At 70.1% G+C, this 17,744-nt stretch carries 18 protein-coding genes; 10 read left to right on the forward strand and 8 right to left on the reverse strand.

The window, feature by feature from the left end; all coding sequences use genetic code 11:
* Window positions 1-12: 12 nt before the first annotated feature.
* The gene (locus AB0M73_RS07705; RefSeq protein ID WP_363888223.1) at window positions 13-333 is read right to left on the reverse strand and encodes a hypothetical protein; all 321 of its coding nucleotides are present in this window, start codon (window positions 331-333) and stop codon (window positions 13-15) included.
* Between the two features lie 283 nt (window positions 334-616).
* Here AB0M73_RS07705 and AB0M73_RS07710 point away from each other — a divergent pair, with 283 nt between their 5' ends.
* Window positions 617-1,072 (forward strand): carboxymuconolactone decarboxylase family protein, encoded by a 456-nt coding sequence (locus AB0M73_RS07710; protein WP_043725957.1) that lies wholly within the window; start codon window positions 617-619, stop codon window positions 1,070-1,072.
* On the opposite strand, the gene AB0M73_RS07715 is transcribed toward AB0M73_RS07710, so the two are convergent.
* Window positions 1,069-1,443 (reverse strand): STAS domain-containing protein, encoded by a 375-nt coding sequence (locus AB0M73_RS07715; protein ID WP_363888227.1) that lies wholly within the window; start codon window positions 1,441-1,443, stop codon window positions 1,069-1,071. The genes AB0M73_RS07710 and AB0M73_RS07715 overlap by 4 nt on opposite strands.
* Before the next feature lie 177 nt (window positions 1,444-1,620).
* Between AB0M73_RS07715 and AB0M73_RS07720 the strand changes: the two genes are divergently transcribed.
* The 3 genes from AB0M73_RS07720 to AB0M73_RS07730 all read left to right on the forward strand — a co-directional run bounded on the left by AB0M73_RS07720 (window position 1,621) and on the right by AB0M73_RS07730 (window position 5,597).
* The gene (locus AB0M73_RS07720) at window positions 1,621-2,706 is read left to right on the forward strand and encodes an acyltransferase (protein ID WP_363888229.1); all 1,086 of its coding nucleotides are present in this window, start codon (window positions 1,621-1,623) and stop codon (window positions 2,704-2,706) included.
* Window positions 2,707-2,784: 78 nt separating this feature from the next.
* Entirely contained in the window at window positions 2,785-4,074 is a 1,290-nt protein-coding gene (locus tag AB0M73_RS07725; protein ID WP_363888232.1) for an NAD(P)/FAD-dependent oxidoreductase, read from the forward strand.
* 134 nt (window positions 4,075-4,208) lie between these two features.
* Window positions 4,209-5,597: an alpha/beta hydrolase gene (locus AB0M73_RS07730; protein ID WP_363888234.1), complete on the forward strand. Its 1,389-nt coding sequence runs from the start codon at window positions 4,209-4,211 to the stop codon at window positions 5,595-5,597.
* On the opposite strand, the gene AB0M73_RS07735 is transcribed toward AB0M73_RS07730, so the two are convergent.
* The 3 genes from AB0M73_RS07735 to AB0M73_RS07745 form a co-directional block, all read right to left on the reverse strand.
* Window positions 5,594-6,400: a PhzF family phenazine biosynthesis protein gene (locus AB0M73_RS07735; protein ID WP_363888237.1), complete on the reverse strand. Its 807-nt coding sequence runs from the start codon at window positions 6,398-6,400 to the stop codon at window positions 5,594-5,596. The genes AB0M73_RS07730 and AB0M73_RS07735 overlap by 4 nt on opposite strands.
* Window positions 6,401-6,420: 20 nt before the next feature.
* Window positions 6,421-7,446, reverse strand: a complete 1,026-nt coding sequence (locus AB0M73_RS07740; protein ID WP_363888239.1) for a medium chain dehydrogenase/reductase family protein — start codon at window positions 7,444-7,446, stop codon at window positions 6,421-6,423.
* A 227-nt stretch (window positions 7,447-7,673) separates the two neighbouring features.
* Window positions 7,674-8,240: a TetR/AcrR family transcriptional regulator gene (locus tag AB0M73_RS07745; RefSeq protein WP_363888241.1), complete on the reverse strand. Its 567-nt coding sequence runs from the start codon at window positions 8,238-8,240 to the stop codon at window positions 7,674-7,676.
* Between the two features lie 330 nt (window positions 8,241-8,570).
* Here AB0M73_RS07745 and AB0M73_RS07750 point away from each other — a divergent pair, with 330 nt between their 5' ends.
* Genes AB0M73_RS07750 through AB0M73_RS07765 form a run of 4 tightly spaced genes read left to right on the forward strand, consistent with a single transcriptional unit; the run spans window position 8,571 to window position 12,951 of the window.
* The gene (locus tag AB0M73_RS07750) at window positions 8,571-9,902 is read left to right on the forward strand and encodes a cytochrome P450 (RefSeq protein WP_363888245.1); all 1,332 of its coding nucleotides are present in this window, start codon (window positions 8,571-8,573) and stop codon (window positions 9,900-9,902) included.
* Entirely contained in the window at window positions 9,902-10,885 is a 984-nt protein-coding gene (locus AB0M73_RS07755; protein ID WP_363888247.1) for a hypothetical protein, read from the forward strand. Before AB0M73_RS07750 ends, AB0M73_RS07755 begins: the two co-directional genes overlap by 1 nt.
* Window positions 10,886-10,887: 2 nt before the next feature.
* Window positions 10,888-12,207 (forward strand): cytochrome P450, encoded by a 1,320-nt coding sequence (locus AB0M73_RS07760; RefSeq protein ID WP_363888586.1) that lies wholly within the window; start codon window positions 10,888-10,890, stop codon window positions 12,205-12,207.
* A 3-nt stretch (window positions 12,208-12,210) separates the two neighbouring features.
* Entirely contained in the window at window positions 12,211-12,951 is a 741-nt protein-coding gene (locus AB0M73_RS07765; RefSeq protein ID WP_363888250.1) for an SDR family oxidoreductase, read from the forward strand.
* Here the strand turns inward: AB0M73_RS07765 and AB0M73_RS07770 are convergent.
* Window positions 12,941-14,125 (reverse strand): alpha/beta fold hydrolase, encoded by a 1,185-nt coding sequence (locus AB0M73_RS07770; protein ID WP_363888252.1) that lies wholly within the window; start codon window positions 14,123-14,125, stop codon window positions 12,941-12,943. The genes AB0M73_RS07765 and AB0M73_RS07770 overlap by 11 nt on opposite strands.
* Window positions 14,126-14,130: 5 nt before the next feature.
* The gene (locus tag AB0M73_RS07775; protein ID WP_363888255.1) at window positions 14,131-15,669 is read right to left on the reverse strand and encodes a serine/threonine protein kinase; all 1,539 of its coding nucleotides are present in this window, start codon (window positions 15,667-15,669) and stop codon (window positions 14,131-14,133) included.
* A 146-nt stretch (window positions 15,670-15,815) separates the two neighbouring features.
* Between AB0M73_RS07775 and AB0M73_RS07780 the strand changes: the two genes are divergently transcribed.
* Both AB0M73_RS07780 and AB0M73_RS07785 read left to right on the forward strand, forming a co-directional pair.
* Complete coding sequence (locus AB0M73_RS07780; protein WP_363888257.1) at window positions 15,816-16,487, forward strand: DUF6218 family protein; 672 nt, start codon at window positions 15,816-15,818, stop codon at window positions 16,485-16,487.
* On the forward strand, window positions 16,484-17,398 hold the full coding sequence (locus AB0M73_RS07785) for an exonuclease domain-containing protein (protein WP_363888259.1): 915 nt from the start codon (window positions 16,484-16,486) through the stop codon (window positions 17,396-17,398). The genes AB0M73_RS07780 and AB0M73_RS07785 overlap by 4 nt, the downstream gene beginning before the upstream one ends.
* Here the strand turns inward: AB0M73_RS07785 and AB0M73_RS07790 are convergent.
* Window positions 17,395-17,685, reverse strand: a complete 291-nt coding sequence (locus AB0M73_RS07790; RefSeq protein WP_363888262.1) for a hypothetical protein — start codon at window positions 17,683-17,685, stop codon at window positions 17,395-17,397. The two genes, AB0M73_RS07785 and AB0M73_RS07790, sit on opposite strands and share 4 nt — an antisense overlap.
* Between the last annotated feature and the right edge of the window lie 59 nt (window positions 17,686-17,744).

Genomic DNA, 17,744 nt, shown 5'->3' on the forward strand with positions numbered 1-17,744 from the left:
CACCGACACCTCTCAGCCCACGATCACGAGGTCGGCGACCAGCGCGCCGCCGACCTGGTGGCCCTTCACCGTGATCAGGGCGTTGAGGTCCAGGCTGCCCTGGATCCGGGTGTCGCCCGTCAGCTTGAACTTCACGTCGGCGCCCGCGCTGGCCTTCACGGTCAGCAGGTTGCCGACGACCGCGGTCAGGGCGCCGGACGCGGACACCTCGGCCGAGGCGGAGACGGCCGGGACGGCGGGCGCGGCCGACGCCATCGCGGTGCCGCCGAGCAGGGCGCCGGCGGCCGCGGTCGCGACGACAGCGGCGGCGATACGACGGTGCAGAGCGTTCATCGTTGTCTCCTATTATCGCGTTTCCGGTCGGAAGTCGTTTCCGCCTTCGAGACAAGAGCTTTCCGCCCGCCGGCCGGTCGCGGAAGGTTTCCGAGGCTCCCTCTAGTGCGTTTCCCCAGTCCGCTACGGGCCGGGTGGGGTGAACCGAATTAAGCCGTTTGCCAGCGGGAACACATTCGGCTCACGTCGTGTGGCCGCCGTCACATCGGGCCGTGTCACATCGTCGGTCGCGCGCTCGTCAGTGAGATGACGGAGCAAGAACCGCTGGAGAAGGAGCGAGATCATGGCTGCTCGTATGACCAACCCCGCCAAGGTGCTGCCCGACACCGTCGCCGGTGTGCAGGGCTTGTTCAAGGCCATTTATCAGGGCGGCGTGCCCAAGGCCACGCTGGACCTCGTGCACCTGCGGGCCAGCCAGATCAACGGCTGCGGCTACTGCGTCGACGCCGGCGTCACCAGCGCCCAGAAGGCCGGCGAGAGCGTCGACCGCCTGCTGCGCGTCTCCGCGTGGCGGGAGAGCGACCTGTTCACCGACGCTGAGCGGGCCGCCCTGGCCCTCACCGAGGCCGCCACCCGCATGGCCGACCAGGTCGACCCGGTGTCCGACGCCGTATGGGACGACGCCGCCGACCACTTCGACGAGAAGGCGCTCTCCGCGATCATCCTGATGATCGCCACCACCAACTTCTTCAACCGCATCAACGTGACGGTCCGGCAGCCGGCCGGCGAGCAGTTCTAGTCAATTTCGTTGTGGGGCAAGGGAAATGTCGACACGATGGTGAGCACGGTGTCGAGCCTGGCGACCTGGATCGGGCGCCACACGCTCCGGTTGTCCCCGACGACGACGCACAGCCGGCTGCCCACGGCGGCGCAGAGCTGATCGTGCTCGACCATCATCGCCAGGCCCACCGAGCCGAGAAAAGTCACTCGGCTCAGGTCGAGCACGACCACAGCGGGCGGATCGGCGGCGGCCGCGGCCTCCGCGGCGCGTAACCGGTCCGCCGCGTGCTCGGCGGTGGTCAGGTCGACCTCGCCGGTCAGACGGACCACCACCACCGTCTCCGGTTCGTCCGTGGTGAAGACGTCGGCCCGGCTCTCAAGGTCTGCCATCGCGGAAGTCCTCCCCTGCTCGATCCTGACCTGATGCCGGGGAGTACCCGTGAGGAATTTCGCGAACCACGACCAGGGCAACCGTTGTCCCCGGGGTGACGTCTCCTGACTGCGCGACGCAAATGACGCGCGGTGAAGGGCGATTTCTCTGCCGGGGGGTAGTGAGCTGTGCGTGCGATGACCCATGCCGATTTTCTGGCGACAAGACGCTTTACCGCGCTGGACGGACTGCGGGCGGTGGCCGCCGTCCTTGTCATTGTGTTCCACAGCGGTGGGCCGAGCCTGGAATGGCTGTCGGGTTGGGTTGGTGTCCACGTCTTCTTCGTGCTGTCGGGCTTCCTCATCACGACGCTGGCGCTGCGGGAGGAGTCCCGCAACGGGCGCGTCTCGCTGCGTGAGTTCTATATTCGACGGGCCTTCCGCATTCTGCCGGTCTACTTCGTGGTGCTGGGGGTGACAGCGCTCGTCTACGTGCTGCGCGGGCAGTTCACCTCGGTCGGGTTCGGCCAGGTGATGCCCTTCTATCTGACCTTCAACGGGGAACTGGTCGGTCCCGGCCGGGTCTTCGGCATTGTCTGGACGCTGGGCATCGAGCAGAAGTTCTACCTGGTCTGGCCGCTGCTGGCTTTCGCGGCGGGGGCGTTCCTCGGCCGAACCAGGATTGTCGCGACCGTCTGCCTGCTGGCGTCGATGTTTCTGCTGTGGACCCTCGTGCTGCCGATGTTCGTGCACTACTACGTGATTCTGCTCGGCTGTCTGTTGGCGATGGTGATGCACAGCAAGCGCGGTTTCGCGCTGGTGCGGCCGTTCACCCACCCGGTGGCCGGGGTGTTGGCCGCGGTCGCCCTTGTCGCGGCGCAGCTGTGGATTCCGACGGGTGTGGCGCTGTTCGGCTCGGAGGCTCCGGTGATCGCGTTGTACGCGATTCCCGTGGTGTTGCTGATTCCGTCGCTCGTCTCACCGGGTCCGGTCTCCTGGCTGCTCAGCCGGCGTCCGCTGGTCTTCGTCGGCGAGCGCTCGTATTCGCTGTACCTGTGCCAGTTGGTGGCCGGTTTCCTGGCGTCCGGCGTCTCGCCGATGTTCGGCGTCGCCCGTGTCGCCAGCGCGATCGCCGTGACGCTGATCAGCCTGCTGATGGCCGACCAGCTCTATCGGCACGTCGAGCAGCCGATGATCGCCGTCGGCAAGCGCGTGATCGAGAACCTGCGCCGCCCGGCGGCGGGCAACCCGCCCGAGCGCACGCCGGTCGACGCCAGCGCCTGAGCTTCGGGTTGCCGTGGAGCGAGGGTGCTTCCATGCTGGGTGGGCCGGGTTGCCGACCGCGGAGTTGGGTGAGGGATTGTGGGCACAGCGAACCGGATCGTGATCGTCGGCGGTGGCTTCGCCGGGTTTCACGCGGCGAAGGCGCTGGTGAAGGCGGTGCCGGAGGACACGGAAGTGGTGCTGGTCAACAAGACGGACTACTTCCTTTACCTGCCGCTGTTGCCGCAGGTGTCGGCGGCGTCGCTGGATCCGCGGCGGGTGGCGGTGTCGCTGACCAAGACGCTGCCGAAGGTGCGGCTGGCGCTGGGCACGGCGGACAAGCTGGCGGTGGATCGGCGTGAGGTGACGTACACGGATCCCGAGGGTGGCTCGCATGTGCTGAGCTACGACCGGCTGCTGCTGGCGGCCGGGAGCGTGAACAAGCTGCTGCCGATCCCCGGGGTCGGGGCGCACGCGCACGGGTTCCGGGGCATCGGGGAGGCGCTGTACCTGCGGGATCACGTGATCCGGCAGATCGAGCTGGCGGCGGCGACGGACGACCCGGCGCTGAGGGCGGCCCGCTGCACGTTCGTGGTGGTAGGGGCGGGCTACACGGGCACGGAGGTGGCGGCGCAGGGCCCGCCGTTCACGGCGGCGGTGGCGGGGCGGAACAAGGCGTTGCGAGGGCAGAAGATCCGGTGGCTGCTGCTGGACGTGGCGCCGAAGGTGTTGCCGGAGCTGGATCCGCGGCTGTCGAAGGCGGCGGACAAGCTGCTGCGCAAACGCGGTGTCGAGGTGCTGATGGGGACCTCGGTGGAGGAGGCGACGGCCGAGGGGGTGCGGCTGACGAATGGCGAGTTCGTGCCGACCCGCACTTTGGCCTGGTGCGTGGGGGTGCGGCCGGATCCGCTGACAGATGCGACGGGGCTGGCGACGGCACGCGGGCGCATCGTCGTGGACGCCACGATGGCGGTGCCGGGGCATCCGGAGATCTTCGCGTGCGGGGACTGCGCGGCGGTGCCGGACCTGACGCGACCGGGAGAGCTGACGGCGATGACAGCCCAACACGCGATGCGGCAAGGGAAGCTGGCCGGCAAGAACATCGCGGCGTCGCTCGGGCACGGCCAGATAGCGCAGTACAAGCATCACGATCTGGGCTTCGTGGTGGACCTCGGCGGGCTGGCCGCGGCGGCGAACCCTTTGGGGATACCGCTGTCCGGGCTGCCGGCGGCCGCGGTGACGCGCGGATACCACCTGGCGGCGATGCCGGGGAACCGCACTCGGACGCTGATCGACTGGGGTGTCGACGCGGTGTTCGGACGGCAGACGGTGCAACTGGGGCTGGTGCGCGGAGATGACGTGCCGCTGGACACCGAGCGGCCGGCGTAACACGGGAAGATCCGGGCCGGCGTCATCCCTCGGGCTGAGGCGGCGGTCCTCTCGTGGCCGGACGCTGGATGATCACGGGTGCCGGCATCCTCCCGATCATGTCGTTTTCGGGGGTAGCACTTATTCTGGCGACCGTGGCGTCGCTCACGACCGGGGTGACGGGCATCGAGTGGCACGGATGTGCGCTCGGGCCCGACGACGCGATCGGCCAGGAGCTCGACAGTCACGGCGCGCAGTGCGCCGAGGTCGTGGTGCCGATGGACTATCGGCGGCCGGACGGCCGGAAGATGTCCGTGGCCATTTCCCGGGTCAAGGCCACGGATCCGGCGCATCGGCGCGGGGTTCTCCTGCTGAATCCCGGCGGTCCAGGGTCCAGCGGGCTGGAACTGGCGGTGCTGGGGACGTTCTCGCCGGCCCTGGGTGCCGCGTACGACCTGATCGGCTTCGATCCGCGGTTCGTCGGCCGGAGCGGGCCGCTGTTGTGCCCGTGGCAGACGGTGACGTTTCAGCAGTCGGCGGGACCGACTTTGGCCAGCTACAAGGAAAGCGTGTCGTTCGAGGCGAAGCTGGCCGCGCAGTGTGTGCGCGGGCATCGGAACGAGTTGCCGTACGCCACGTCACGGAACGTGGTGCGGGACATGGACGCGATCCGGCTGGCGTTGGGGGAGCCGCGGATCTCGTACTACGGGGACTCCTACGGCACGTACCTGGGTGCGGTGTACCTGCAGATGTTCGGTGCGCACGCGGATCGGTTCGTGTTGGACAGCTCGGTGGACCCCGATCTCTACGGGCCGGGGTTCTTCACCACCCAGGGGCCGGCCATGGAAGCGGCGCTGCGGCACTTCGCCGAGTGGGCGGCGGGAAAACAGGGCATCGGCGACACGGCCGATGACGTGCTGGCCACGGTGCACCGGCTTGTCGCGGGCGGCCCGGTGAAGGCCGGCGGGTACACAGTGGACGGTCATGTGCTGCCGTATCTGCTGTACAGCGTGGTTTCAAGCGATACAGCGGAGGATTACACCGAGCTCGCGGCGGAGATTCGCCAGCTGCGGGACGGATCGCCGACCGTGACCGATCGGCTGGCGGCCCAGCTGGCCGCCGTGCACGGCGAGGGCGATGACGTGAGCGCCCAGGCCGGGACTCCGTTCCTCTGTGCCGACCGGGCCGTGTCACACGATCCGGCGGTCTACTACCGTGACATCGAGGCGCATCGGGCATCCGAGCCGGTCTTCGGGGCGGTGACGCGCAACATCACGCCGTGCGCCTTCTGGCCGGTACAGCCGATCGAGGCGCCCACCGAAATCCACAATGGACTCCCGGTGTTGATGGTTGCCGCCAAGGGAGATCCGGTCACGCCGTATCCGGGCCAGCTGGCCATGCATCGGGCGTTGACGGGGTCGCGCATGGTGACGCAGCTGGGGGCCTTTCACCACGGGGCTTTCCTGGGGAACGAGTGCATCGACGGGACCGTGGTGGGCTATCTGACCGGTGGTGCGCTGCCCGCCATCGACGGGACCTGTTAGCTGACGGCGCCGCCGAGCCACAGGTTGGTGGGGGTGAGGCGGAGGGTGATCCGGGACGGGCGCCCCATCGCGCGGCCTTGACGGACGTAGATGGGGCGTTCCGGATCGATCAGACGGTTTTCGAGCAGGCCGTACGCGAGGGCCGCGGCGGCGATGCCGGTGGCCGGATCCTCCGGGTAGCCGGAGGAGCGGGGGAACTGCCGGGCGTCGAAGGTCTGGTCGCCCGACTGCGCGTACGGGTAGAGGCCGGTGGAGCCCAGGTCGTCGCACAGCTCTCGGACGCGGGCGAAGTCGGGCGTCAATCCGTCCAGGATCTCCGGGCTGGCCAAGGGAATCAGGGTCTTCACGCGGGAGGTGCTGGCGTTCTGGATCGGATGGGCGGCCAGATCGGCGGCGGTGATGCCCAGGACGTTGACAACATCTGTTGTCGGTGCCGTGGTGACCGTCCCTTGAGGCTGGCTGATCTCAACGTTTCCGTCGGTGATCAAGGCCTCGACGGGGCCGGACGGCGTGGAGATGGTGAGCCGGTCCTTGGCCAGGAGGCCGAGCCGGTGCAGGGTGTGCACGGCGCCCACGGTGGCGTGGCCGCACATCGGCATCTCATGGTTGGGCACCCAGAACCGGAGCGCGAAGTCGAACGGCGGCTCGGCGCTGAGGACGAAGGCCGACTCGTGGCCGTGAGTGCGGGCCACCTCCCGCATTTCTTCGTCCGACATGGGGTCCGCGTCGAGCACGATAGGGGCGGGATTGCCGCCGCCGGGGCCGTCGGGAAAGACGTGGACCAGATGTGTGGTGGGTGCCATGCCTCCTACCTTCCGTCGAGTCACGGCACCAGGACAACTTTGCCGGTGACGGTGCCCGACTCGGCCAGCCGCAGGGCGGCCGACGCCTCGGCGAGGGGAATCTCGGCGGCCACCTGCGGGCGGAGCGTGCCGTCGGCCAGGAGGGCGAAGACCGCGGTGAGGTCCTCGCGCAGGCGGCGGTGGAAGGCCTCGGGCTTGCGGGAGCCGGTCCAGATGTTGAAGAACGAGGCGCGGCGGCGGTTGGGCAGGACGTTCCACACCGCCAGGCGTCCGAACAGCTTGAGGACCGGCAGCCTGGACGAGCCGGCCTGGTCGCGGGTTGCGGCAGTGCCGTAGGAGACGAGCGCGCCGCCGGCGGCGAGCAGGCGGAACGAGTCGACGATGCCGGCCCCGCCGACGTGGTCGAAGACGGCGTCGACGCCGTTCGGGGCCAGGGCGCGGACCTGGGCCGGGAGGTCGGCGGCGCGGTAGTCGAGGGGTGTGGCGCCGAGGGCCGTGACGGCGTCGTGGTGGCGCGGAGAGGCCGTGCCGATGACGCGGATGCCGGCCGCGCGGGCCAGCTGGACGAGCGTGGAGCCGACGCCGCCGTTCGCACCCATAACCAGGATCGTCTGGCCCGTACGGACGCGGGCGACGCGGTGCAGCATCTGCCACGCCGTGATGCCGTTGACAACAACTGTTTCCGCCTCGGCGGCGGACACGCCCTCGGGCACGGGGACGACGGTGGCGGCGTCGAGCAGCATGTGGCTGGACCAGGCGCCGACCTTGGTCAGCGCCGCGACGCGGGTTCCGACCAGCGCCGGGTCGACGTCCGGGCCGGCCGCGGTGACCGTGCCGACCATGTCGTAGCCGGGCACGAAGGGGAACGCCGGCTGGTCGTAGTACTTGCCGCGGCGCATCTGCTGCTCGGCGAACGAGACGCCGGTCGCCTCCATGCGCACCAGCACCTGACCGGCGGCCGGGGCCGGCAGGCTGCGCGAGCGGCTCTCCAGGCCCTCCGGCTCGACCTTGCCGGGCAGGACGATCTCGGTGACGGTGACGCTCATAACGGGCTCCTGAGATGTATTGAGTGGTTAACCACTCACTAAGCGGGCGAAAAGAGGGCGAATCGGGCGGGTGAAAGGGGGCCTGGGTGACGGGGTTGGGGTGAAGGGCTGGGCGGCCAGGCCGGGGGAGCGGGTGGGGCTGGGGCTGCGGGCTAGAGATGCAGGTCGGACGGACTGGAGGGCGGGGGTAGCCGACTGGGGGATCGGGGCTGCCGTCGACCGGTGGGTCAGTAGTGGCGGATGCCGGCGGAGAGGGTTCTGGCCCAGGGGGTGTCCACCTGGTCGGCGTCGATGGCGACGATGAGGTGGCACAGCAGGCCGGTGGCGAAGAACTGCTGGATCTCGGGCTCGGTGGCGCCGGAGGTGCTGCGGACGTACTCGACGACGCGGGCATAGCCGGCGCGGACGGTGTCGCGGACCGAGGGTTCGGCGACGGCGGCGGCCTGGGCGTGGAGCTGGATGAGCATGAGGTTCTTGTCCTGGATGAGCCGGGCGTACGAGTCGCCCATGGCGTAGAGGACGTCGGCCGGGGTGGTGCTGGGCGCGGCGGCGGCGCCGTGGGCGAGGCTCTCGCGGACGAGGTCGTAGGCGTGCTCGACCACGGCCAGGAACAGGGCCTCCTTGTTGGGGAACAGGCGGTAGACGTACGCCTGCGAGATGCCGGCCCGAGTCGCGACCTCGGTGGTGGTGGTGCCGTAGTAGCCACGGCTGGCGAAGGTCTCGACGGCCGTGCGCAGCACCGTCTCCCGTCGTTCCTCCGAGGTGGAGAGGGTTCGTGGTCGAGTCCGAGGCATAGGAGTAATAAACCACTCACACTTCGCCGAGTCAAGCCACCCCGGCGAGTCCCGCTCTCCGTCACACCGAAACACGGTTTCGGGCAGAAGCAAGACCTGAGGCTCAGTTCTGCTCGCCGGCGGGTTTCGGTGTGACGCTGGGCGGGACTCGCGGGGGTGGTTCTGGTCGGGGGGTGGCGGTTGTCCGGGTGGGGGTGGTCGAACGTTCGCTCGTGGGGTGCCAAGCGGTCAGTGGCCTGGTTCCGGCTTGGCCCTCGATGCACAAATGGAGACATGGGATCTTTGGCGCGCGAAGTCGCTGTAGCACGACGGGGAGGGAGTCCCTCCACTGTGGACAGGCCGGCGCCGGAGGCGCCGGGCGGGTGGCCGCTGCTGGGGCACATCGTGCCGATCCTGCGATCACCGCTGGGATTCCTGCCAGGACTGGCCAAATACGGCGCGGTGGTGAAGATCCGGTTCGGCACGCTGCCGGTGTACGTGGTGGCGCACCCGGACGCCGTGCGGGACGTGCTGGTGCCGGGCGACATCGACTACAAGCGGGGCCTGTGCTTCGAACGGCTCAAGCCCGGCCTGGGCGAGGGCATCGCGACGGCCTCGGGCGACGAGCACCGAAGGCTGCGGACGTTGCTGCAACCGGTGTTCAGCCGGGAGCGCCTCGTCGAATATTCGACGATCATGCGCACGGCGGCGGAGGAAGCCGTCCAGAAGTGGCATGACGGCGAGGTCATCCAGGCCGACGAGGCGATGGACGACCTGGCGCTCACGGCGCTGACCCGCAGCCTGTTCCGGTTCACGGCAACGGAAGAGACGGCGGAGGCGATCAAGCACGGCATGCGCGAGCTGACCCACAGCCTGCTCAAGCGGATCGTGCTGCCGCCGGCCTGGGAGCGAGTGCCGACGCCGGGCAACATCCGTTTCCGCAAGGCGATGGCCAGGATGAACAACGCCATCGCCGAGGTGATCGACGCCTACCGGGCGGCCGGCGAGGACCGGGGCGACGTGCTGTCGGCGCTGCTGGCGGTCCACGACGATGACGGAAAGCCGTTGTCGGACAAGGAACTGCACGCGCAGGTGATGACTCTGGCGCTGACCGGTATCGAGGCGCCGGGCGCGACGCTGGGCTGGGTTCTGTACGAGATCGGCCGCAACCCCCAGGTGGCCGAGCGCGTGCGGGCCGAGCTCGACGAGATCCTCGGCGGACGGCCGCCGGAGTTCGACGATCTGCCGAAGCTGGAGTACCTCGGGCGCGTGATCAACGAGGTCCTGCGGCTGCGGACGCCGCTGCTGTTCTCCCGTCGGACGTTGAAGGAGACCTCGGCCGGCGGCCTGACCATCCCGGCCGACGCGGAGATGATCTACAGCCCGTACCTGCTGCACCACGACGCCCGCTGGTTCCCGGACCCGCAGCGCTTCGATCCGGACCGGTGGCTGCCGGAGAAAGCGGCGAAGTTGCCCAAGAACGCCTACATCCCGTTCGCGGCCGGCGCCTACCAGTGCATCGGCAAGATCTTCGCCACCACCGAGCTGACCATGATGACGGCGGTGATCTGTGCCAGGTGGCGGGCGGAACTGGTGCCAGGAACGGAGGTTCGCGAGGTGGCCAGCGCCTTGATCAGGCCGAGCCGCCTGCCGATGACCGTGCGCAGAAGGGCCACGGCTTGATGCGGCCGGACCTGCGGTTGCCGTTCGCCACCGCGACCCACCCGCAGACGACGCGGCTCCAGGAGCTCACGGAGCAGTGGTGCCGAAAGTTCGGGCTGCTGCGCACACCCGAGGTGGTCGCGAAGTTCCATGCCCTGGGCTACGGACGGATCATGGCCACCCTCTGCCCGTACGCGCGGCTCGACGGCGTCGGACTGATCACCGACTGGAACAGCTTCTTCTTCATCACCGACGACCAGCAGGACATCGCCGTCACGACGAATCGCCTGGCGCAGTACGAAGAACTGGTCGCCAGCATGCGGCACACGATCGCGGGCGACCCGGAACCGACGCCGTACCATCATCATCCGCTGCTGATCGCCCTGCGCAACCTGCTGGGCCGCACGCTGCCGGGCCGTCCCGCCTACTGGGCGCCGAGGTTCCGTGAGAACCTGGACCGCTGGCTCACCGGGCACCTGCGGGAGGACTTCTACCGTTTCACCGCGACGGTTCCCGAGATAGCGGACTACATCGCGGTCCGGCGGGACGCGTCGACGGTGCTGCCGACGCTCGACCTGGTGGAGATGGTCGAGGGCGCCACGGTGCCGGACGCGCTGTACGAAACGCCGCAGTACCAGACGTTGGTGCTCGGCACGGCCGACATCATGTGCTGGATCAACGACATCCACTCGCTGCACAAGGAACAGGGCGACCCGATCAACTTCGTCACGGTGCTCGACCACCATCAGCAGTTGGGCGAGCAGCGGGCCGTGGCCGCCGTCGCCGACCGCATCGTGGCCCGGGTCGAGGACCATGTCACGGCGCTGAACGAATTGCCGGGTGTCATGAGGCAACTCGACGTGCACGATCCCGAGCGGGTCATGCGGTGCGCGCTGGACATGCAGTCGTGGGCGGCCGGCATGGAGGCCTGGGACCGCACGGACACCATTCGCTTCGTCGACGACGAGTCCTATGTGGACGACCTGCTGGAGATGACATCGTGACCATGCTCATGCCCCGAACAGTGCCGACCGCGCCGGGCAACCTGCCGCTGCTCGGGCACTCCCTGTCGCTGCTGGGCGAGGACCGCCTGGGCTACCTGGTCTCGTTGCAGCCGCACGGCGACGTCGTGCGGCTCCGCATCGGCACCCGCTCGTTCCTCGTGCTCAACTCGCCGGAGTTGGTGCGCTCGATGCTGTTGGAGCCCAAGAACTTCGACCGCGGGCGGATCTTCGAGAAGGCGCGGCCGTACGTCGGCGACGGCCTGTTCACGGCCGAGGGCGCCGAGCACAACCGGCAGCGCCGCATGGTGCAGCCGGCGTTCCACCGCGCGGAAATCGCGCGCTACGTGGAGATGATCGGCGACATCGCGCGCCAGCACGTCGCCTCGTGGCGGCCGGGCGACACGCTCAACGTCGAGCGCGAGATACACGTGCTGATGACGGAGGTCATCGGCGGCACCATGTTCCGCGCCCCGGAGGCACGCGAGGTCGTGCGGGTGGCCCGGGATCAGCTGCCGACGCTCGTGCAGGGGCTGGGCGCACGGACCGTGCTGCCCGACTTCTTCACGCGCATCCCGGTCGGGGTGAACCGGCGGTTCGACGCGGCCTGCGACAACCTCCACAACGCGGCTCAGCGGCTGGTGGCGGCGTATCGGGACAAGCACGGCGATCTCGGGGACTTCGTGTCCTCGCTGATGAACGCCCAGGACGCCCGGACCGGCGCCACGATGTCGGACGCGGAGATCCGGGACCAGGTGATGACCCTGCTGATCTCCGGTATCGAGACGCCGGCGACCTCGCTGGTCTGGGCCCTGTACGAGCTGGGCGTCAACGCGGATCTGCGGCGGCGCATGGAAGAAGAGGTCGACGCGGCCGGTGGCGATCAGGAGCGGATGCCCTTCATCGACGCCTTCGTGCAGGAAACCCTGCGGCTGCACCATCCGCTGTGGCTGCTGATGCGGAGGGCCGTGCGGCCCACGATCCTCGGCGGAGTGGACATCACGGCCGGCAGCGAGGTGATCTACAGCCCGGCGGCGATGCACCGCAACGGCAAGATCTTCACGGAACCGTTGCGGTTCAACCCCGACCGCTGGCTCGGCGACGCCGCGACCGAGGAGATGCAGCGCGCGTTCATCCCGTTCAGCCTGGGCAACCGGCAGTGCATCGGCGACCACTTCGCCTGGACGCAGATGAAGATCACTCTCGCCGCGATCGTGGCCGACCGCAGGCTCACGCTGTCCGCGCGCTACCGGCCGCGGACCGTGGTCAGCAGCATCGTGCATCTCGACCGGCTGCCCATGACCGTCCACTTGAGAAACGGGTGACCCATGCTTGACGGAAAGTCGGTGCTGATCACCGGTGCGGGCTCCGGCATCGGCCGGGCCGCGGCGGAGGTGTTCGCCGGGCACGGGGCGCGGCTGCTGCTCGTCGACATCGACGGCGACACGTGCAAGGAGACCGCGGAGTTGTTCGGCGGCCTGCCCTTCGTCGCCGACGTGTCCAAAGAGGACGATGTGGCGGCCATGGTGGAGGCGGCGGTCGACGCCTACGGCCGGCTCGACGGGGCCTTCAACAACGCCGGCGTGGACGGGGCGTTCGAGTCGGTGGCGGAGTCGACCCGGGTCAACTGGGACCGGGTGATGGACGCCAACCTGATGGGCGTCTGGCTGTGCATGCGGGCGGAGATCCGCCACATGCTGACCATCGGCGGCGGGGCGATCGTGAACACCTCCTCGACCGCCGGCCTGGTCGGCATGGGGCTCGGACTTTCCGCTTACGTGGCGGCGAAACACGGCGTCATCGGCCTGACCAAGGCGGCGGCGTTGGAGTACGCCACACAGGGTGTCCGCGTGAACGCGATCTGCCCCGGCACGGTGAAAACCGGGATGTACCACCAGGTCGTGGCCACCGGCGTGGTCACCGAGCAGCAGATCGCCGCCATGCAGCCGATCAACCGCCCGGCCGATCCACGCGAGATCGCCGAGGCGGCGGCGTGGATGCTGGCCGACCAGGCGTCGTTCGTGACGGGACAGGCGCTGGCGGTCGACGGGGGACTGGTCAGCCAGTGAGCCAGTCCGCGATGTCGGCCACCACTTCGGGATCCACGTGCTGCGCCGGCTCGTACTCTGCCGGCGTCGACGGGCCGCTGCCCGGCGTGAACATGTGGTTGTCGGCCTCGTACACGCGGACCGTCACGTTGGAACGGTTCGCTAGTTCTGCCTGCCACAGCGCGAGGTCGTCGTCGACGGTGACCTGGTAGTCGCGGCCACCCTGGAGGATGAGCATCGGCACGTCCAGGCGGGCGGCGGTGGCCGGCGCGTCGTAATCCCGCAGGTCCAGCCAGTACGGGGCGGGCACGCCGAACGGCAGCTCGGCGGCGGGGGTGTCGGCGGAAAGCTCCGGACTGTCAACCATCTGCGCCCGCTGGGTGATGGCCTCGATCGTCGTCTCGGCCGCGCCGATGTGCCGGAGTTGGCGCACCGTCGCCCAGTGCAGCGGCTGCGCTGCGCCGGCCAGCAGGATCAGGCCGGCGATCGCCGGTTCGACGGCGGCGATGCGGGGCGCGATCGTGCCGCCGAGGCTGTGGCCGAGCAGGTAGACCGGGCCGATGTCGGCGCGCTCCTGCAGCAGCGCGAACGCTGACAGCGCGGCCGGCGCGTACTCGTCGTACACGGTGAAATCGGCCGGGGCCGACGTCATCCCGTACGTGACCTTGTCGAAGCGCAGCACCGCGATGCCCCGGCTGGCCAGGCCCCACGCGACGTCCTTGAGCGGCTTGTTGCGCCCGATCGTCTCGTCACGGTCGTGCGCCCCCGAGCCGCTGAGCAGCACCACCGCCGGGGCCGGGCCGCTCACGAAGGGCAGGCTGAGCGTGCCTTCCACCCCGTGCAACGCGACGTCCTGCTCTTCGAACGTAGAAGTATCCACATAGGACGGCGGCTCCCACGGAGCCATCGGCTCCGCTGCGCCGGCCGGGGCCAGCTGGAGCCCGGCCAGGCCGTCCGGCCCCTCGGCCGTCACCAGCGTCATCCGCCCGCGCTCGAACTCCAGCAGCACCCGCGTCACGCCCTGCTCGGTGGCCGGCGCGCCGGTGGAAACCAGAGCGCCGTTCTCGGCCAGCGCGGCTGTCCACGCCGCCTCCAACGCCTCCGGCGACGCGAGCGGCCGCAGCTGGGGCGCCAGCAGCTCGTGGACCTCGGCGAACCGGCCCGTCCGCAGCAACTCGACGAGGTCTGGAGTCATGGCCCCTATTGTGCCGGTGTCACCGCGAAAAGCTGGCTCGGCCCGCCGGTGCACTGCAACTGCTGCAGCCGGGTGTTGTCCGCGCTCGACCCGCCGGTCACGTCCAGGCAGGCATTGCTGTGCTGGGCGACCAGCTCGAAGGCGCCGTTACCCTGGTCGACGGGCTTCCACTGCTGGTTGGTGCCGCCGCCGTAGGTCCACAGCTGCACGTGCGTGCCGTCCGCGACCGCGCCCGCGCCGCCCTCGACGTCGAGGCCGAGCGCCGGGGCGCGGCGGCTGGCGACCCGGAAGAAGCCGTTGGCGGTGGGGATGAACTGCCACTGCTGGTTGTCCTTGCCGTACGCGCAGGTGTACGACACCACCGGGGTGCCGTCCTTCCGGCCGCCGCCGGACGCGTCCACGCATTTGCCGGTCGCGGTGTTGGTGATCGTGTACCAGACGCCGGCCTGGAGGGCGGTCAGCGCGGACGTCGTCGTCGTGGTGGTTGTGGTCGTGGTGGTCGTCGTTGTCGTGGTCGGCAGGACCTGCGTCGTCACCGGCGGGGCCTTGCTGGTGGTCGTCGCCGCGTCCGTGCGGGGGCCGCCGCCGAAGGCCAGCAGCACGCCGGCCAGGGCCGTCACGAAGACCGTGAACACGATGACCGCGCCGACGATGGTGGCGGTCTTGCGCCGCGCCTCCGGCGTCTCCACGGTCGGCGGCGGCGTGCCCGGCGCCGGCGGCTCGCTGACCGTGCGGGCGGCCTCGGCCTTGCGGCGGGCGATCATGTCCTGCACCGCCTGCGGCCACGGGTGGATCTGCTGGTGCCCGATGGCCTCCAGGATCTGGCCGGGCGCGGGGCGGCGGGCCGGGTCCTTGGACAGACAGGGGCCGATGATCCAGCGCAGGGTGTCCGGCACCGGCGTGAGGTCCGGCTCCAGCTGCATGACGTTGGTCAGCGTCTGCTGCGGTGTGCCCGCCGCGAAGGGGCTCCTGCCGGTCGCCGCCGTGTACAGCACCGTGCCGTAGGCGAAGATGTCGCTGGCCCAGGACGACGGCTGGCCGGCCGCCTGCTCGGGCGCGATGAAGCCGGGGGAACCGGCCAGGCCGGGGCCGTGCGTGAGGCCGAAGTCGACGACCTTGGGGCCGTCCTCGCCGAGCAGCACGTTGGCCGGGTTCAGGTTGCGGTGCAGCAGGCCCGCGCCGTGGATCTCGGCCAGCGCCGCCGCCATGCCCGCCGCCAGGACCAGCACCGACTCCGCCGGCAGCCGGCCGGCTTGCCGCAGCGACGGGCCGGCCACGAACACCGTCGCCACCCACGGCACCGGCGCGTCCAGATCCCGGTCGACGATCGGCGCGGTGTTCGGGCCCGTGACCTCACGCGCCGTCATCACCTCGCGGCGGAACCCTTCGTCCCGCACGAGCGCCGGATGCAGCAGCCGCAGCGCCACCAGCCGCCCGTCCGGCGCGACGCCCAGCAACACCCGACCCGTTCTGCCCCGCCCCAGCAGGGCAATGGTCCGGTACTGGCCCACTGCCACCGGGTCGGACGTCCCTAACGGCCTCACATCAGCTCCTCCGTCAACTTTCGGGGAGAGAGGGTAGCGGTCGGAGCAACGCCCGTGCGGCCTCCCGGTCGGTTGGAGCTGCGGAATGTAACGCTCCGTGTCCTTTGACGGATGGATGGTCGTTCTTGATCTGTGTGGAGGGGACCATGACCGAAGTGCTCGACGACATCGCCGTCGTCGGCGCGGCGCCGGCGGAGCTGTCCGCGCCGGGCAGCGCGGTGGTGGCGCTGGGGCCCGGTGCGGCCGGCGACGAGATCGTGATCTGGCACGTCGATCCGCACGGCTCGCCCACCGGCTGGTGGACCTTCCCGCAGGCCGAGGTGTTCGGTGACGTCGAGGCCGCACGCCGCGTGCTGGCCCTGCTGGAGCGGCGTGCGATCACCTCGTGCGACCCGGAGGACGTGCCCGTGCTGATGACCCGGTTGACCGGCGTCGCCGGCCTCGACACCGGCCCCTGGTGGACCGCGCAGGTCTTCTCGCCGATCGACAGCTTCCGCGAGACCGTCGCCCGTCGCCACGCCTTCGCCCGCCTGGACGGCCCGATGCACTGGATCCGCGACTTCGACGTGATTCCGCCCGACTTCGACGCCCTGCGGCGGCTGTCCGGCCTCCACGCCGCCTCCCGCGCCACCGCCGCGCAGGCGGCGGCGCAGACCGCGTCCCGGCTGCTGCGCTGGCTCGTGGGCCTGTGGCTGGAGACCGAGCAGGTGAAGGGCCGGAGCCGGCCCGTCCGCGCGGCCCACGGCGCTCCCGAGCCGCTGCCGCCCTCCTGGCTGTCCGCCGTGCTCACCGCCGAGGCGAAGCGCCTGCCGCTGTGACGTACGCGGTGATCGACACGGAGACGACCGGGCTGTTGCCGGGTTTCCGGCACCGGATCGCGGAGATTGCCGTCATCCACGTGGACGCGGACGGCACGGTGACCGACGAGTGGTGCACGCTGCTCAACCCGGAACGCGACCTCGGGCCGCAGGCGATCCACATGGCGGCCGCGGCTCTGCTGCGGCACATCCTGGCCACCCGCCCCGAAGCCGTGCGGACGACCGAGCAGCACCGACGCACCGTGGGCTGGCCGTGGCCGGCGTTGACAACAGGTGTTGTCGCGCCGTTCCGGCGCACGCCCATCGGGCATGTCGAACCGCATTTCCTGGCCCGGCTGGTGGAGCGGATGTCGCGCGACCAGGAGCCGATGGTCGACGCGTACTTCGCCATGCTGGACGCGGCGTTGCTGGACCGGCGGATCTCGGCGTCGGAGGCGGACGCGCTGATCGCACTGGCCGACGACCTCGGCCTGCACCGGTCGGAGGCGCTCGCGGTGCACCACAGCTACCTGCGCGAACTGGCCCGCGCGGCGTGGGCGGACGGCGTGCTGACCGAGGACGAACGCCGTGACGTGCAGACGGTGGCGACGCTGCTCGGGCTGGACGCCGGCGAAGCGGAGCGGGTGCTCGCGCAGGAGAAGACCGGGGACTCCAAGGTGACGGTCGGCGGCCTCGTGCTGCGGCCCGGGGACCGCATCGTGCTCACGGGCACCATGCGACGGGCCCGGGAGGAGATCGTCGAACGGGCCGTGGCCGCCGGGCTGCGGGTCACCGGTTCGGTCAGCGGCAAGACCAGGGTGGTCGCCGCCGCCGACCCGGATTCCCTGTCGGGCAAGGCCAAGCAGGCCCGGGAGCTGGGCGTGGCGGTGGTGAGCGAGGAGGCGTTCCTGCGCGCCCTGGACGCGATCTAGGCGGCCGGGGCCGCCGGGGGAGCGGTGGCGGTCTCCGCCGGCAGGCGCGGGGTGTGCTTGGCCAGCCAGCCGGCGGCGAAGGTGAGGCCGCCGACCACGGCGCCGCTGATCACGGCGGTGGCCCAGCCGGGCACGCCGTCGGGGAACACGTACTTGGCCACCAGGTCCATCACGAAGCTGGTGACCAGGGCGGTGGTGCTGGCCGCCTTCACCTTGGTCTCCACGACGTGGAAGGCGCCGACCTCGGCCTTGCGCGCCTGCCGGAAGAAGAAGCGCTTGAGATCCATCTCGGCTCCAGAGTCGTCGGGGTCGAGAATGATGATGATGCCTCGGCCGGGGACCCGGG

Origin of the sequence: Kutzneria sp. NPDC051319 (assembly GCF_040682195.1) — a bacterium.
Classification (GTDB): Bacteria; Actinomycetota; Actinomycetes; order Mycobacteriales; family Pseudonocardiaceae; genus Kutzneria.

Bases quoted from the DNA above. Each gene is read 5' to 3' on its own strand.
- AB0M73_RS07715 (WP_363888227.1), bottom strand. From the start codon at position 1,443: ATGGCAGACCTTGAGAGCCGGGCCGACGTCTTCACCACGGACGAACCG.
- AB0M73_RS07735 (WP_363888237.1), bottom strand. From the start codon at position 6,400: ATGGCACCCACCACACATCTGGTCCACGTCTTTCCCGACGGCCCCGGC.
- AB0M73_RS07705 (WP_363888223.1), bottom strand. From the start codon at position 333: ATGAACGCTCTGCACCGTCGTATCGCCGCCGCTGTCGTCGCGACCGCG.
- AB0M73_RS07760 (WP_363888586.1), top strand. From the start codon at position 10,888: ATGCTCATGCCCCGAACAGTGCCGACCGCGCCGGGCAACCTGCCGCTG.
- AB0M73_RS07780 (WP_363888257.1), top strand. From the start codon at position 15,816: ATGACCGAAGTGCTCGACGACATCGCCGTCGTCGGCGCGGCGCCGGCG.
- AB0M73_RS07740 (WP_363888239.1), bottom strand. From the start codon at position 7,446: ATGAGCGTCACCGTCACCGAGATCGTCCTGCCCGGCAAGGTCGAGCCG.
- AB0M73_RS07770 (WP_363888252.1), bottom strand. From the start codon at position 14,125: ATGACTCCAGACCTCGTCGAGTTGCTGCGGACGGGCCGGTTCGCCGAG.
- AB0M73_RS07745 (WP_363888241.1), bottom strand. From the start codon at position 8,240: ATGCCTCGGACTCGACCACGAACCCTCTCCACCTCGGAGGAACGACGG.
- AB0M73_RS07710 (WP_043725957.1), top strand. From the start codon at position 617: ATGGCTGCTCGTATGACCAACCCCGCCAAGGTGCTGCCCGACACCGTC.
- AB0M73_RS07720 (WP_363888229.1), top strand. From the start codon at position 1,621: ATGACCCATGCCGATTTTCTGGCGACAAGACGCTTTACCGCGCTGGAC.
- AB0M73_RS07755 (WP_363888247.1), top strand. From the start codon at position 9,902: ATGCGGCCGGACCTGCGGTTGCCGTTCGCCACCGCGACCCACCCGCAG.
- AB0M73_RS07790 (WP_363888262.1), bottom strand. From the start codon at position 17,685: ATGGATCTCAAGCGCTTCTTCTTCCGGCAGGCGCGCAAGGCCGAGGTC.
- AB0M73_RS07765 (WP_363888250.1), top strand. From the start codon at position 12,211: ATGCTTGACGGAAAGTCGGTGCTGATCACCGGTGCGGGCTCCGGCATC.